Annotated in this window: 11 protein-coding genes and 1 pseudogene; 3 read left to right on the top strand and 9 right to left on the bottom strand. The window is 60.4% G+C overall.

What is annotated here, in order from left to right; translation table 11 throughout:
- Positions 1 to 274: 274 nt before the first annotated feature.
- The 9 genes and pseudogenes from C2E15_RS01195 to kdpF all read right to left on the bottom strand — a co-directional run bounded on the left by C2E15_RS01195 (position 275) and on the right by kdpF (position 10,418).
- Positions 275 to 502, bottom strand: coding sequence for an Imm74 family immunity protein (locus C2E15_RS01195; protein WP_104955787.1), 228 nt, complete (start codon positions 500 to 502; stop codon positions 275 to 277).
- Between the two features lies 1 nt (position 503).
- A complete protein-coding gene (locus C2E15_RS01190; protein WP_104955786.1) occupies positions 504 to 1,667 on the bottom strand; it encodes a PAAR domain-containing protein in 1,164 nt (387 codons plus the stop codon).
- Positions 1,664 to 2,470, bottom strand: a complete 807-nt coding sequence (locus tag C2E15_RS01185; RefSeq protein ID WP_104955785.1) for a DcrB-related protein — start codon at positions 2,468 to 2,470, stop codon at positions 1,664 to 1,666. Before C2E15_RS01185 ends, C2E15_RS01190 begins: the two co-directional genes overlap by 4 nt.
- Before the next feature lie 237 nt (positions 2,471 to 2,707).
- Complete coding sequence (locus tag C2E15_RS01180) at positions 2,708 to 3,211, bottom strand: TIGR00645 family protein (protein WP_104955784.1); 504 nt, start codon at positions 3,209 to 3,211, stop codon at positions 2,708 to 2,710.
- A 55-nt stretch (positions 3,212 to 3,266) separates the two neighbouring features.
- Positions 3,267 to 5,944, bottom strand: a pseudogene (gene kdpD, locus C2E15_RS01175) (two-component system sensor histidine kinase KdpD).
- Between the two features lie 52 nt (positions 5,945 to 5,996).
- A complete protein-coding gene (kdpC, locus tag C2E15_RS01170; RefSeq protein WP_104955783.1) occupies positions 5,997 to 6,575 on the bottom strand; it encodes a potassium-transporting ATPase subunit KdpC in 579 nt (192 codons plus the stop codon).
- A gap of 10 nt (positions 6,576 to 6,585) precedes the next feature.
- Complete coding sequence (gene kdpB / locus C2E15_RS01165) at positions 6,586 to 8,634, bottom strand: potassium-transporting ATPase subunit KdpB (RefSeq protein WP_104955782.1); 2,049 nt, start codon at positions 8,632 to 8,634, stop codon at positions 6,586 to 6,588.
- A gap of 15 nt (positions 8,635 to 8,649) precedes the next feature.
- On the bottom strand, positions 8,650 to 10,329 hold the full coding sequence (gene kdpA / locus C2E15_RS01160; protein WP_104955781.1) for a potassium-transporting ATPase subunit KdpA: 1,680 nt from the start codon (positions 10,327 to 10,329) through the stop codon (positions 8,650 to 8,652).
- Entirely contained in the window at positions 10,329 to 10,418 is a 90-nt protein-coding gene (kdpF, locus tag C2E15_RS01155; RefSeq protein ID WP_104955780.1) for a K(+)-transporting ATPase subunit F, read from the bottom strand. Before kdpF ends, kdpA begins: the two co-directional genes overlap by 1 nt.
- 322 nt (positions 10,419 to 10,740) lie before the next feature.
- Between kdpF and C2E15_RS01150 the strand changes: the two genes are divergently transcribed.
- From C2E15_RS01150 to C2E15_RS01140, 3 genes are all read left to right on the top strand, one after another.
- A complete protein-coding gene (locus tag C2E15_RS01150; protein ID WP_104955779.1) occupies positions 10,741 to 11,838 on the top strand; it encodes an ABC transporter substrate-binding protein in 1,098 nt (365 codons plus the stop codon).
- A gap of 146 nt (positions 11,839 to 11,984) precedes the next feature.
- Complete coding sequence (locus tag C2E15_RS01145; RefSeq protein WP_425438048.1) at positions 11,985 to 13,925, top strand: TonB-dependent siderophore receptor; 1,941 nt, start codon at positions 11,985 to 11,987, stop codon at positions 13,923 to 13,925.
- A 119-nt stretch (positions 13,926 to 14,044) separates the two neighbouring features.
- Positions 14,045 to 14,242: a hypothetical protein gene (locus tag C2E15_RS01140; protein ID WP_104955777.1), complete on the top strand. Its 198-nt coding sequence runs from the start codon at positions 14,045 to 14,047 to the stop codon at positions 14,240 to 14,242.
- The last annotated feature ends 1 nt before the right edge of the window (position 14,243 follow it).

Below are 14,243 nucleotides of genomic sequence, written 5' to 3'. Positions count from 1 at the left end.
TGTCGGCGGAGGATAGAGCTGAGGAAACAGAGCTAAACACACAGAGCAGCTACGATCGGACTACGCGAAAACCGCACGAGCAGGAGGATGCCATCAGCAGGCTTATAAACAAGAACCGCCGCTGAAAAAACTGTGCCAGAGAACATCCTGCCGGGAGCAAGATTGACAGGTCTTTGCCCTGTCTCAGGGTCTCTTCGGGTAGTCGGTATATACGGTCGATATTAAGGCTCAGGACCTTACGATGGGAGCAGGTACGCCTGCCCACTTCCTGTATTCAGAAAAATGTAATAACCATATGTGAACCCTGGGTTTTTCTAACCGCTTCTTGAATATATTTTTGCCTGATGGCATCAGTAACCGGTTCATTTTCATAGGGCGGCTCAAATTTTTTCATCGTGTTTTGTTCTGCAATGAACCCACCCACAACCCTTTCACCCTGCGCTTTAATTTTCTTCCCATCAATGTCAAACATGACATAGGAGTTGGTTCCAGTGATTTTCATTTCAATATCTCCGTTGATAGATGATTTTTTCAGCGTGCGTTGCCGGATCGATTATTGTAATTTTAGTCACGTTTTCATTTCCTATTAATCGAGGTAATTCAACGTTTTCCCAGAGGTTGCCTTCACGTAATGATTGCCCAACTACTGCGCCTATTTCACCAGAAACCTGTTTAGCATAAGAAGCCGAAACATCTTCCCATGCCTTAATGCTTTGAGGATTATCGAAATCCCATTCCGGTATATCGATATGCTTATCCTTTATTATGGATTCCAGAGTTACACCATTTCGAGATTTAGCTATTGATTCAGCCACGTCGGCACCGCCAATGCCATCTGTTCGTCCTGACCAAAAAAAGGCCGTATCCGGCTCGGTAGCCAGTTTTGGCTCTATTTCCTTTATATTTATTAGGCTCTTAGTGATATTTCGCCAGGCTTTAAATGCAGTCCCCCCTTTAACCCCGGTGATGCCTCCTGCGAATGAGGCTCCCAGAGCGGACCATTTTTGTCCGTCACTCCCGTCGCCGTATAATCTGCCACCGACGAGTACACCGGTATAGCCGCCCGCCATCCCTCCGGCCAGGCCCAGAAGCGCGACAGCTGAACCTGCCAGTACTGCCGTTGCCGCTAACCCGACACCCAAAAGTACATTATCAATCCACTCAGGAATCGCCGGGGAAATCGGATCTGTCTGTACTGTTTCTCCGCCAATCCGCACATTTGGTGAGCCTCCGCTAATCGCGGCGCTACAGATAAGCAGATCGCCAATGCGTGCAGCCGGAAACCCGTTGATATAAACCCGGGCTGATCCTTCTGCTACCCGTTGTAAACCGGGGCCATGCTCATCGCATTCACCTGTAGATAGATGGGCAATAATGGCTGGTTTACCATTGATAAAAACATCAGGAGACCCGGCTGTTAGCCTGCCAGCTTGATGGGGTGGCGCCCATGACATACTGCCGAGAACCTCGCCCAGTCCGCCGCCGCCAGCAGCTGCAGCAATAGTGGCAGCGACAACTACAGATCCAGCCCCGCCCGTTGCCAGGGTAAAGGCCGCTCCGGCAATAGCGCCGCCTATCAACCCAACAACCAGCCACCCTTTCGAGGCAGTATGTTCAATACCGTCGTCGACGCGCGCTGCAGAAAAGGGATCTGCGCAGCGACTCATTCCCTATTCATCCGCTGGCTGATGTAATCTTCCAGGGCCGATAGGGTTTCTATACCGCTGATACCGCGAATGCTTTGGGCTAACAGTAAGCTGGATATGATCGCGCTTTTTTTACTACCTGCTATTTCCCATAAAGCATAGCGACCAGCACTGCCGCCGCGCAGAACTGGCGCAAGCATCAGCGATGCGCCGTTGCTGTCAAAAAACAGATAATCGCCGTTCCTGGCACGGGTCAGATTAATGCTGGCATACAGCTCAGATATACCTTTAAAGACAAAGAATTCACGGCTGTCGCGGTCAAACGTGAAGAATATTTCCTGACTGTCAGCAGGAATTTGTCTTTCAATTTCTGTTTCCGGAGAGGATCCCCCTGAGAAAGTAACGCTGTCCGTTATGCTGTCATAAATTCGGCTGTAATAATCATCAAAGGCATTAGGACAAGTGCCAATAAAGCAGAGAAGCTTTTTCCCTGTATTACCATCATGTATTAACACCACCCGCTGTTTCTGGAAAATAGCGCTTTGACCTGAACTGAAGCGGTAAAAGAGTTCCAGTGCCTGCTTACCAGCGAGATCTATCAAACGGGCATGAAAAAGGGAGACCTTTTCCAGCGTGTTATCCAGCTCTTCTGCAAGCCTGGATGATACGGATTCCAGCGTATCATCAGCGCTTGCTGCCGCCCGTGATATCACGAAGGTAAATTCATTTGCGCCAGTATGGCTGAGGGTAAAAAGGTTCATCGTGCGGTCGCGAAAAGCGTCGGGCACCGTAACATTGCAATCCTGCAAGGTATAATCAGGCATCTGAATATCTCTCTAATCCGTGAGTGCGGATCAGGATATCAATATTCGGTGTGAAAACATTTCTTGCGTTCATTTTTTGTGCGCCTCATCGCCTGCGCGATAAACAAAAAACCATCGCTACCTGCGGCGTGAAGCGAAGAGCTACAAATCCTTAATTCAAAATGACCGGCAAGAAAACAAAAAAGCCATGCCCGGAGGCATGGCTTTTCGCAACGATGCGGCGTATCAGACGGCGGCTCAGTGATCTTTTTTGCCCTGGCGCGACATCGCGTCCAGATAGCCCATCACGAACGCCGACAGTACGAAGGTGAGGTGAATAATCACATACCACATCAGCTTATCGTTATCGACATTGCGCGCCTCCATAAACACCCGCAGCAGGTGAATCGAGGAGATCGCCACAATCGAGGCCGCCACTTTGTTCTTCAGCGAGCCTGAATCCATTTTACCCAGCCAGCTCAGCTTCTCTTTATGCTCATCGATATCGAGCCGGGAAACGAAGTTTTCATAGCCGGAGAGCATCACCATCACCAGCAGGCCGCCTACCAGCGTCATGTCCACCAGCGACAGCAGCAGCAGAATCAGATCGTTTTCCGCAATATCGAGAATATTGGGCAGCAGATGCAGGATTTCCTGAAAAAACTTAATGGTCAGCGCCAGCAGACCCAGCGACAGACCGATGTAAACCGGAGCCAGCAGCCAGCGCGATGCATACATCAGGTTTTCGGTGAAGCGTTCCATAAAGTCCAGTGAGTTAGTCAACAGAGAGGCACAGTATAACCGAAGCTTTGTGAAGTTATTTCAGTTCCTCATGTTCGCCCTCCGGCAGCGCGGGCGGCGTCGCCTGCGGCAGCGAAATCAGAAAGCTGACGCCACCTTCCGGACGTGTGCGTGCGCTAATCTGGCCGCCGTGCGTCTCGATAATCGCCTTACAGATCGCCAGTCCCAACCCGACGCCCGGTACGGCGGATTCTTTATCGCCGCGGGTAAACTTATCGAAAATCTTCTCTTCCTGGCCGGCAGGAATGCCCGGCCCACTGTCCCAGATTTCAATTTCCAGCCGCCCCGCCTGCTCCCTGGCGCGGATGCCGCGCGGCGTCTGTGCGCCAGCATATTTCACGCTGTTCTCCAGCAGATTGATAAACACCCGCTCCAGCAGCGTGCTGTCGCCGTGCAGCCAGATCAGCCGGTCCGGCAGCGCCAGCTGCACGCTGTCGCCCGGCAGAATCGCTGCCAGCTGCGTCAGGGCGCTGCCGACAAGCTCCTCCAGCAGCAGCCACTCCTGATGCAGGTTCAGTCCGCCCGACTGGATGCGCGCCATATCAAGCATATTGCTCACCAGCCGAATGGTGCTGAGCGTCTGCTCGCGGATCTGGCTCGCCTGCGGCGTAAATTTTGAATTATCCGCCGAAAGATCGAGCATCAGCATCTCCGCCTGGCCGAACAGCACCGTCAGCGGCGTGCGCAGATCGTGCGACAGGGCCGACAGCAGCGCGTTGCGCAGCTGCTCGCGCTCCGCCGCCAGGCGGGAAGCCGCTTCGCTGCGCGCCAGTGCGATGCGTTCCAGCGCGTTCGCCAGCAGCACGCAATAAGTCTCCAGCAGCCGCTGCTGCTCCGGGATCATCAGCTGGCGCAGATTATCCGGCTCCACCACCAGCAGGCCCCAGCTCTTCTCATGGGTTTTCAGCGCCAGCATCTGCCAGGGCATCGCCGGCAGCGTGTCGGTACCGGCGCCGGCGGGCTGCCCCTTGCTAAAGCTCCAGCGGGCAATGGCGCGATCGGGCGGCAGCGTCAGGCTGCTGTCGCCGATCACGACCAGCTCACCCTGCTCGTCCGGCAGCAGCAGCGCGCTGCGCGCCTGCAGAGTGGCGGAAAGGCTGCGCTGGCCGGCGGCGGCGATATCTTCATGGCGCAGCGCGCTGCTGAGCGAGCGTGCCAGCTCATAGAGATAGCGCGCCCGCTGTTCGCGATAGCGCGCCACCCGCGCCTGATAGCGCACTCCTGCCGTGAGGTTGCCGACGATCACCCCACCGCCAGCATCACCCCGAAGGTCACCAGATATTGCAGATCGGAAACCGCTACCGTGCCGGTCGGCGCGACGAAAAACAGGTCGAAGGCGAGGATATTCATCACCGTTGCCGCCACCGACGGCCAGCGGCCATAGCGCAGGGCGATCACCACCACCCCAAGCAGGTAAATCATTACCCCGTTGGCGGGATCGAAATCGGGCAGCCAGTACTGGCCACCGAAAGTGATCAGCGCGCAGAGCAGCAGCGCCGCCGCCGTACCGCGCAGCTGCGTCGCCCACTTCTCACCGAAGGTGCGCGTGTCGCTGAGCTGGCCCGGCGCGTCGCGCGTCGCCTCCTCCAGCGCCACCACCAGCAGATCGAGATCCGGCCCCAGCTGTCCGAGACGATCGGCGAAACTGTCGCGCCGCCAGCGCCGTGTCGGACGACGGCCGATAACGATTTTGCCAAGATTATGTTCGCGCGCGTAGCGCAGCACCGCCTGCGCTTCGTCGGCATCTGCCAGGGTGGCGGTTTCCGCGCCCAGCTCCTGCGCCAGCCGCAGCGTGCGCAGAATATTGCGCCGCCGCGCCTCCGACAGCCGGTGCAGGCGCGGCGTCTCGACGTAGACCGCATGCCAGACGCTGCCCAGCCGCGATGCGAGGCGGGCGGCAGTGCGTACCAGCTTTTCGCTGCCGGTATTGTCGCCGATGCAGAGCAGGATCGCGTCGCGCGTGTGCCAGACCTTTTCCCGCCCCTGCACGTCGCGCCAGGCGCGCATCTGATCATCCACCCGGTCGGCGGTGCGCCGCAGCGCCAGCTCGCGCAGCGCGAAGAGGTTGCCCTTACGGAAAAAATTCTCAATCGCCCGCTCCGCCCGGTCGCCGACGTAAACCTTGCCCTCTTTTAGCCGCTGGCGCAGATCGTCCGGCGGCAAATCGACCAGCACCACTTCGTCCGCGCGGTCAAAAAAGGGATCGGGCACCGTCTCGCGCACCTGAATGCCGGTAATCCCGCCCACCACGTCATTCAGGCTTTCCAGATGCTGCACGTTGACGGTGGTCATCACATCGATGCCCGCTTCCAGCAGCTCGTCGATATCCTGCCAGCGCTTGGGGTGGCGTGAGCCGGGCACGTTGCTGTGCGCCAGCTCATCCATCAGGATCACTGCCGGACGGCGCGCCAGCGCGGCGTCGAGATCGAACTCCTCGTAACGCGAGCGCCCGGTGGCGCGGCGCGGCAGTACGCTTAGCCCCGCCAGCAGCCGTGCGGTCTCCTCGCGGCCGTGGGTCTCCACGATGCCCACCAGCACGTCCAGCCCCTGGGCGCGCAGCCGGCGCGCCTCCTGCAGCATGGCGTACGTTTTCCCCACGCCCGCGCAGGCGCCGAAGTAGATTTTAAGTTTGCCGCGATGGCTGCCGTGCTGCAGCAGCGCATCCGGGTTGGGGCGGACGATCTCGTCGTTCATTGCGGTCCCTGAAAAAGTGAAGGCCGTTTTCCTGGCCGGGTCGGGCGGCGATTCAGCGCCCTGACGACAGCGCATCCAGCGCCATATTCAGTTTCACCACATTCACCCCCGGCTCGCCAAGAAATTTCAGCAGCGGACGATCGCTATTTTCCTCAATCAGCTGCTGCACGGTCTCCAGCGAGAGGTGCCGCGCCGCCGCCACGCGCGGCGCCTGCCACTGCGCCGCCGCCGGCGAGATATGCGGATCCAGCCCGCTGCCGGAGGCAGTAACCAGATCGACCGGCACCGTCCGGCTCGCCTGCGGGTTGGCGGCGCGCAGCTGCGCAATGCGCTCGCTTACCGCCTGGTCCAGCGCCGGGTTGCTGGCGGCCAGGTTGCTGCCTGACGAGGCGGCGCCGTTATACGGCGACTCCCCGGTCGCCGACGGACGGCCCCAGAAGTAGTCATGGCGGCTGAAAGCCTGGCCGATGAGCGCCGAGCCGCGCGCGGCGGCGCCCTCCTGCAGCAGCGAACCGTTGGCCTGCACCGGAAACAGCCACTGCGCCAGCTGGGTGGTAAGCAACGGGTAAAGGCCGCCGGTCAGCAGCGTCAGTAAAATCAACAGGGTAATAGCGGGACGTAACGCGTACATAATCTTTTCCTCAGGCCCAGCCCAACAGGGTGAGCGCAATATCGATCAGCTTAATGCCGGCAAAGGGCACCAGCAGGCCGCCGACGCCATAAATCCACAGGTTGCGACGCAGCAGCGCCGCCGCGCTCAGTGGCCGATAGCTGACGCCTTTCAGCGCCAGCGGGATCAGAAACACAATCACCAGCGCGTTAAAGATCACCGCCGACAGGATCGCCGAGTTGGGCGAATGAAGATGCATCACGTTCAGCAGGTTGAGCTGCGGATAGGTGGCGGCGAAGGCGGCCGGAATAATGGCGAAATATTTCGCCACGTCATTGGCGATACTAAAGGTGGTCAGCGAGCCGCGCGTCATCAGCATCTGTTTGCCGATATGCACCACTTCCAATAGCTTGGTCGGGTTAGAGTCGAGATCGACCATGTTGCCCGCCTCTTTCGCCGCTTGGGTGCCGGAGTTCATCGCCACCGCCACATCCGCCTGGGCCAGCGCCGGGGCGTCGTTGGTGCCGTCACCGGTCATCGCCACCAGCCGCCCTTCCGCCTGATACTGACGGATCAGCGCCAGCTTGGCTTCCGGCGTCGCTTCCGACAGAAAATCATCGACGCCCGCTTCGGCGGCGATCGCCGCGGCGGTCAGCGGGTTATCGCCGGTGATCATCACGGTTTTGATGCCCATTTTGCGCAGCTCGGCGAAGCGCTCGCGGATGCCGCCCTTAACGATATCTTTCAGCGCCACCACGCCCAGCACGCGCTCGTTTTCCGCCACCACCAGCGGCGTGCCGCCGGTGCGCGCCACCTCTTCCACCAGCGCATCCACCTCGGCGGGGAAAACGCCGTGATTAGCGGCGATATGCTTGCGCACCGCGTCCACCGCCCCTTTGCGAATGCTGCGCTGCTGCACATTGACGCCGCTCATGCGCGTCTGCGCCGAGAAAGGAATAAAAGTGGCGTCCATGCTCTGCAGATCGCGCTCGCGCAGGTTGAACTTCTGCTTCGCCAGCACCACGATACTGCGCCCTTCCGGGGTTTCATCCGCCAGCGAGGCGAGCTGCGCTGCATCTGCCAGCTGCTGCTCATTGACGCCCGGCGCGGGCATAAAGTGGGTCGCCTGCCGGTTGCCGAGGGTGATGGTGCCGGTTTTATCCAGCAGCAGTACATCCACATCGCCCGCCGCCTCTACCGCGCGGCCGCTGGTAGCGATGACGTTGGCGCCCAGCATGCGGCTCATCCCCGCCACGCCGATCGCCGACAGCAGCCCGCCGATGGTGGTAGGGATCAGACAAACCAGCAGCGCCACCAGCACCGTCAGGCTGACCGCGTGGCCCCCCCAAGCGGAAAACGGCCAGAGCGTGGCGGTCGCCAGCAGAAAGACGATGGTCAGCGAGATCAGCAGAATGGTCAGCGCGATCTCATTGGGCGTTTTGCGCCGTTTCGCGCCTTCTACCATGGCGATCATGCGGTCAAGAAAGGTTTCGCCCGGATTGACGCTGCACTGGATCACCAGCCAGTCGGAGAGAATGCGCGTACCCCCGGTTACCGAAGCAAAATCGCCGCCCGATTCGCGGATCACCGGCGCCGATTCGCCAGTAATGGCGCTCTCATCCACCGACGCGCCACCTTCCACCACTTCGCCGTCGCAGGGGATAATATCGCCCGCCTCTACCCGCACCCAGTCGCCTTTACGCAGGGTTTCCGCCGCAACCTGCTGCCAGTCGGCGTCGTGCCGCGCCGCGCTGAGTTTTTTCGCGAAGCTGGTCTTTTTCACCCCTTTCAGGCTGCTGGCCTGCGCCTTGCTGCGCCCTTCCGCCAGCGCTTCAGCGAAGTTGGCGAACAGCACGGTGAACCAGAGCCAGAGCGCAATGCTACCGGTAAAACCGGCGTCGCCCGCCGTCTGACCGGCCGCCATCGCCGCCGCCAGCAGCGTGGTCAGCACGCTGCCGAAATAAACCAGGAACATCACCGGATTGCGGAACTGCACGCGCGGATCCAGCTTTTTAAACGCATCGATGATGGCGGTGCGCATCAGCGCCCCATCAAACAGCGCCTGTTGTTGACGACTCATTAGCTTCCCCGCCCGTTAACGCGAAATCAGTTGTAGATGTTCTGCCACCGGCCCCAGCGCCAGCGCAGGAATAAAGGTCAGCGCGCCTACCAGCAACACCGTGCCGATCAGCAGACAGACAAACAGCGCGCCGTGGGTCGGCAGCGTGCCGCTGCCCACCGGCTGCGCCTTTTTCGCCGCCAGCGAGCCGGCGATCGCCAGCACCGGAATGATGATGCCGAAGCGGCCGACCAGCATGCAGAACGCTAATAGCAGGTTCCAGAAAGGGGTATTGGCGCTCAGCCCGGCGAAGGCGCTACCGTTGTTGTTGGCCGCCGACGAGACGGCGTACAGCACTTCGCTGAAGCCGTGGGTGCCGGGATTCGCCATGCCGGCGCGTCCCGCCTCGCTCATCATCGCCAGTGCGGTGCCGAGCAGCACCAGCGTGGGCGTCACCAGGATCGCCAGCGCGGTCAGCTTCATTTCACGCACGTCGATCTTTTTACCGAGGTATTCCGGCGTGCGGCCGATCATCAGCCCGGCGATAAACACCGCCAGCACCACGAACAGCAGCATGCCGTACAGCCCGGCGCCGACGCCGCCGAACACCACCTCGCCCAGCTGCATCAGCCACATCGGCACCATGCCGCCGAGCGCGGTAAAGGAGTCGTGCATGGCGTTGACCGCGCCGCACGAGGCGGCGGTGGTGATCACCGCAAACAGGCTGGAGTTAAGGATGCCGAAGCGCGTCTCTTTGCCTTCCATATTGATGGCGCTGTCCGCGCCGAGCGTCAGGAAGTGCGGGTTGCCGCGCAGCTCCGCCCACATCACCGCCGCCACCGCGACGATAAACATAAGCGTCATCGCCCAGAGCAGCGCGTGCCCCTGACGGCGATCGCTAACGACCTCGCCGAAGGTGAAACAGAGCGCCGCGGGGATAAGGAAAATCGCCAGCATTTCAATGAAATTGCTCAGCGCGGTGGGGTTTTCGAACGGATGCGCCGAGTTGGCGTTAAAGAACCCGCCGCCGTTGGTGCCCAGCATTTTTATCGCTTCCTGCGAGGCGACCGGCCCCAGCGACAGCGTCTGCTTCGCCCCTTCCAGTGTTTGCACATCGACGCTGGCGCTCAGCGTCTGCACCACGCCCTGGCTTACCAGCAGCAGCGCGATAATCAGGCCGATCGGCAGCAGCACATAGAGGGTAACGCGTGCCAGATCGCGCCAGGCGTTGCCAAGCGTTACCAGCGATTTATTGGCGAAGCCGCGCATCAGCGCAAAAGCGACGGCGATACCGGTCGCCGCCGACAGGAAGTTTTGCACCGTCAGGCCGACCATCTGGCTCAGCGGACTGAGGGTGCTTTCGCCGCCGTAGGATTGCCAGTTGGTATTCGTGACAAAGCTGACGGCGGTGTTCAGCGCCAGATGCCAGCTCAGGTTCGGCAGATGCAGCGGATTGAGCGGCAGCGCCTGCTGCGTCAGCAAAATTGCCAGCAGCAGCGCCAGGCCGGCGCCGTTAAACAGCAAAATCGCCAGCAGATAGTGCTGCCAGCTCATGCTCTGTTTTTCCGCGCCGCACAGGCGCCACAGCGCGCCTTCCAGCGTCGGCAACAGCGGTCGGTCGCGGACGATGCCCGCCATCGCGCGGCCCAGCGGGTGCGCCAGCAGCATCAGCACCACCAGATAGCTGGCCAACAGTAAAAACGCCGAGGCAATCATCAGAACGCCTCCGCGTTAATCAGGGCGTAAACCAGATAGCCCAGCAGTAAAAACAGCAGCACGACGCCGGCCGCAATTCCAGTACTCACAGTTACCTCCAAAGGCGCTTTACAGTTAGCGCAGAGGATAAAAACTGGCGTATAAAATTGGCGTTAAATTACGGCCACGCGGTGTAAAAAAAGTATAAAAATGCGGGCGCCGCCGCCGCCGGGCGGTTAACGGCGCCAGCCCGAAGCCTTAACGACCGATCAGCCCCCTGGCCGGTACGATCCGCCGCGCCCCTCAGGATCCGGCCCGATCCGGCCTCACCCCTTCCTACCCTTTATCCGCAGGCTGGCCAGCGCAACGGCAGTTGTTGAGATAGTAAGTGATTTTCATTATCATTTTCTTTTCCCTCTCGTTACTTTACCTATGCGCAAGCTTTTACTTTTGCTGTTGTTGTTCAGCCATTCGCTTTTTGCCCGCCAGATCACTGACATCAACGGTGCGCAGGTCACTGTTCCGGACCATCCGCAGCGCATTGTGTTAGGCGAAAGTCGCATGCTCTATACGCTGGCGCTGCTGCAGCCGGGCTATCCGGCGGCGCATATCGCAGGCTGGCCTGCCGACCTGGCGAAGTACGATCCGCAAAGCTGGCAACAATACCTGGCGCGCTTTCCGCAGCTGGCCGATATTCCGCAGCTCGGCTCGGGCAGTATTCGTGAGCTGAACGCCGAGCGGGTGTTGCAGCTGAAGCCTGACCTGGTCATCCTGCCGCGCCTGGCGAAAACCGGCGGCGAGGAGGCGCGTTTCCGTCAGGTGATGCAGCAGGCGGGCGTACCGGTGATTACCGTCGATCTGCGCGTCGACCTGCTGCATAACACCCTGCCCAGCATCCACATTCTTGGCGAGGCGCTGAACCAGCCGCAGCGCGCGCAGGCGTTCGCCGACTTTTATCAGGCGCATATGCAGCGTATCGAACAGCGCCTGGCGAACAGGAGCGGCCCGCGCACCCGCGTGATGCTGCACCTGCATCTGGGCCGGCGCGACACCTGCTGCACCACGGCGGTGAACGGCAATCTCGGCCAGCTGGTCGCCTTCGCCGGCGGCGACAATATCGCGGCCGGCACGGTGAAAGGGGTGTTCGGCGAGCTGAACCCGGAGCAGGCGCTGGCCGCGCAGCCGCAAGTCTATATCGCCACCGGCATGGCCGATGCGCAGGGCGAAGCGAAAACCGTCGCGCTGGGGCCGCTGGTCAGCGCCGCCGAGGCGCAGCAGAGCTTTCAGCGCGTGATGGCCGCGCAGCCGCTGCTTAGCCAGTTAACGGCGGTGCGCGCCGGCCGCGCCGGTGCGCTGTGGCATAACTTCTATCTCAGCCCTTATCACGTCGTCGCGACCGAATGGATCGCGAAAATGCTTTACCCGCAGCTGTTTGCCGATGTCGATCCGCAGCAAACCCTGCAGCAACTTTACCAGCGCTTTTTGCCGCTGGATTTTTCAGGGACCTTCTGGAGTCAGTTACCACAATGAATAAAATCGCCCCTTGCCTGCTGGCCAGCCTGATGCTGTCGCCAGCGCTGCAGGCTGAGGAAACCACGCTGCTGGTCACGCAGCAAAACGACAACGGTGACAGCGGCTATCAGCCGCACAGCAGCGTTACCGCTAACCGCTCGCCGATGAAAATCATCGATACGCCGCAAAACGTCACCGTGGTGCCGCAGCCGTTCCTTGATGACCGCGACGCCCAGGATATTGATGAGGCGCTGGGTTACGTCAGCGGCATCACCCAGTCCAACACCCTCGGCGGCACGCAGGACGCGATTATCAAACGCGGCTTCGGCGACAACCGCGACGGCTCGATCCTGCGCGACGGCGTGCGTTCGATCCAGGCGCGCAACTTTACCCCCACCAGCGAGCGCGTCGAGGTGCTGAAAGGCCCCTCCTCGATGCTGTACGGCATGAACGAGCCGGGCGGCCTGATTAACGTCATCAGCAAAAAGCCGCAGCTGACGCCGCGCGTACATCTCGAAGGACGCCACAGCAGCTTCGGCGGCGGCGGCGGCCAGCTCGATGTCACCGGCCCGCTCGGCACCACCGGCTTTGCCGGCAGGCTGATCGTCGACCATGAAGAGACTGACTACTGGCGCAACTTCGGCCGCCAGCGGCAGACGGTGATCGCGCCTTCCTTAATGTGGTATGGCGAATCGACCACCGTGCGCGTCGCCTGGGAGCATATGGAGTACCTCACGCCGTTCGATCGCGGTACGGTCATCGACCCGCGCAGCGGCAAGCCGGTCGATGTTCCGCGCGAACGCCGCTTTGACGAGCATTACAACGCCACGCGCGGCGATCAGGATACCCTGAGCTTCCAGCTTGACCAGACGCTGAACGATCGCTGGCGCTCGCAGCTGACCTGGGCCTTCAGCCGCAACACCTACAGCGATAATCAGGCGCGCGCCACCGCCTTCAACGCCGAAACCGGCGTGCTGACGCGCCAGGCGGACGCCACCGTCGATGCTCAGAGCCGCTCGCAGATGGTACAGCTGACGCTGAACGGCGACGTCGACTGGGGACGCGTCAATCATCAGCTGCTGTTCGGCTTCGATTACGAAGCGGATCGCACGTTCCGCGGCGATATGATCCGCGGCACGAAAGATAAAAGCTTCAACGTTTATCAGCCGGTTTACGACCAGATGCCCGCCTCGACCGCCGTCAGCGCCAAAGACAGCGACCAGCGCGAGAATATCGACAGCCGCGGCTGGTTTATGCAGGATGCGATGCGCCTGAACGACAGCTGGCTGCTGATCGGCGGCCTGCGCTACGACAGCTTCGATGTGATGTCCGGCAAGGGCCGTCCGTTCAACACCAACACCGACAGTTCAGACAGCCGCCTGGTGCCGCGCGCCGGTGTGGTGTACAACCTCAACAGCTGGTCGAGCCTCTACGCCAGCTACACCGAATCCTTTAAGCCGAACAGTTCTATCGCCACGCAGATCGACGCGCTGCCGCCGGAGCTGGGCAAAGCTTATGAGGTAGGCGCGAAGATCGACCTGCCCGGCCGCGTCACCGGCACCCTGGCGCTGTATGACATTCACAAACGCAACGTGATGGTCAGCGAACTGGTGGATGGCGAAAGCGTCACGCGCACCGCCGGCAAGGTGCGTTCGCAGGGCGTTGAGCTGGATCTGGCGGGCAGTCTGACGCGCACGCTGAGCCTGGTAGGCAGCTACGCCTACACCGACGCGCGCGTCACCGCCGATCCGGAAAACCGCGGTAACGCGCTGACCAACGTGGCGCGTCATACGGCGGCGCTGTTCCTGACCAATGATTTCGGCGCGACCGGCCTGCTGCCGGCGGATGACCTGCGCGCCGGCATCGGCGCGCGCTACGTCGGCCGTCGCCCCGGCGACGCCGCCAACAGCTTCTATCTTGACGACTATACCGTCGCCGACGCCTTCGTCGCCTGGACCACGCCGGTTGATAGCTATCGCGTGAAGTGGCAGGTCAACGTCAAAAACCTGTTCGACAGCAGCTGGTACCCCTCCAGCGGCAACAATCTGCGCGTTACCGTCGGCGAACCGCGCGAAGTGGTGTTGAAAGCCAGCGTCGATTTCTGATTTTTTCCCCCGGGCGCGCCGCTGCGCCCGTTTTTTTTGCCGTTTCGCCTTCTATTCAGACTGATCCCGCCCCAAAGCCGCCATCCCTTCCTACACTTGTGGGTAAAGGAGGAAAATTAATGCTAAAGCTCATTCGCTCACTATTTACCAGCCCGGAAAAACTGCTTCAGGTGATGTCTCAGGATGACGTTCAGGATTCGATTGAGGATGGCGATCGCATCGTTATCGATGAAAACGGCAGCGCGATGGTCAATATTCACAGCAAGGAGGTGCAGAAAGATTTTGCCCGCCACGTTGAAGCACTGAAGAGGGCATAAG

Origin of the sequence: Mixta gaviniae, from assembly GCF_002953195.1 — a bacterium.
GTDB lineage: Bacteria > Pseudomonadota > Gammaproteobacteria > Enterobacterales > Enterobacteriaceae > Mixta > Mixta gaviniae.
Note: the sequence above shows the minus strand (reverse complement) of the source record. Positions and strands in the feature narration are given on the sequence as shown.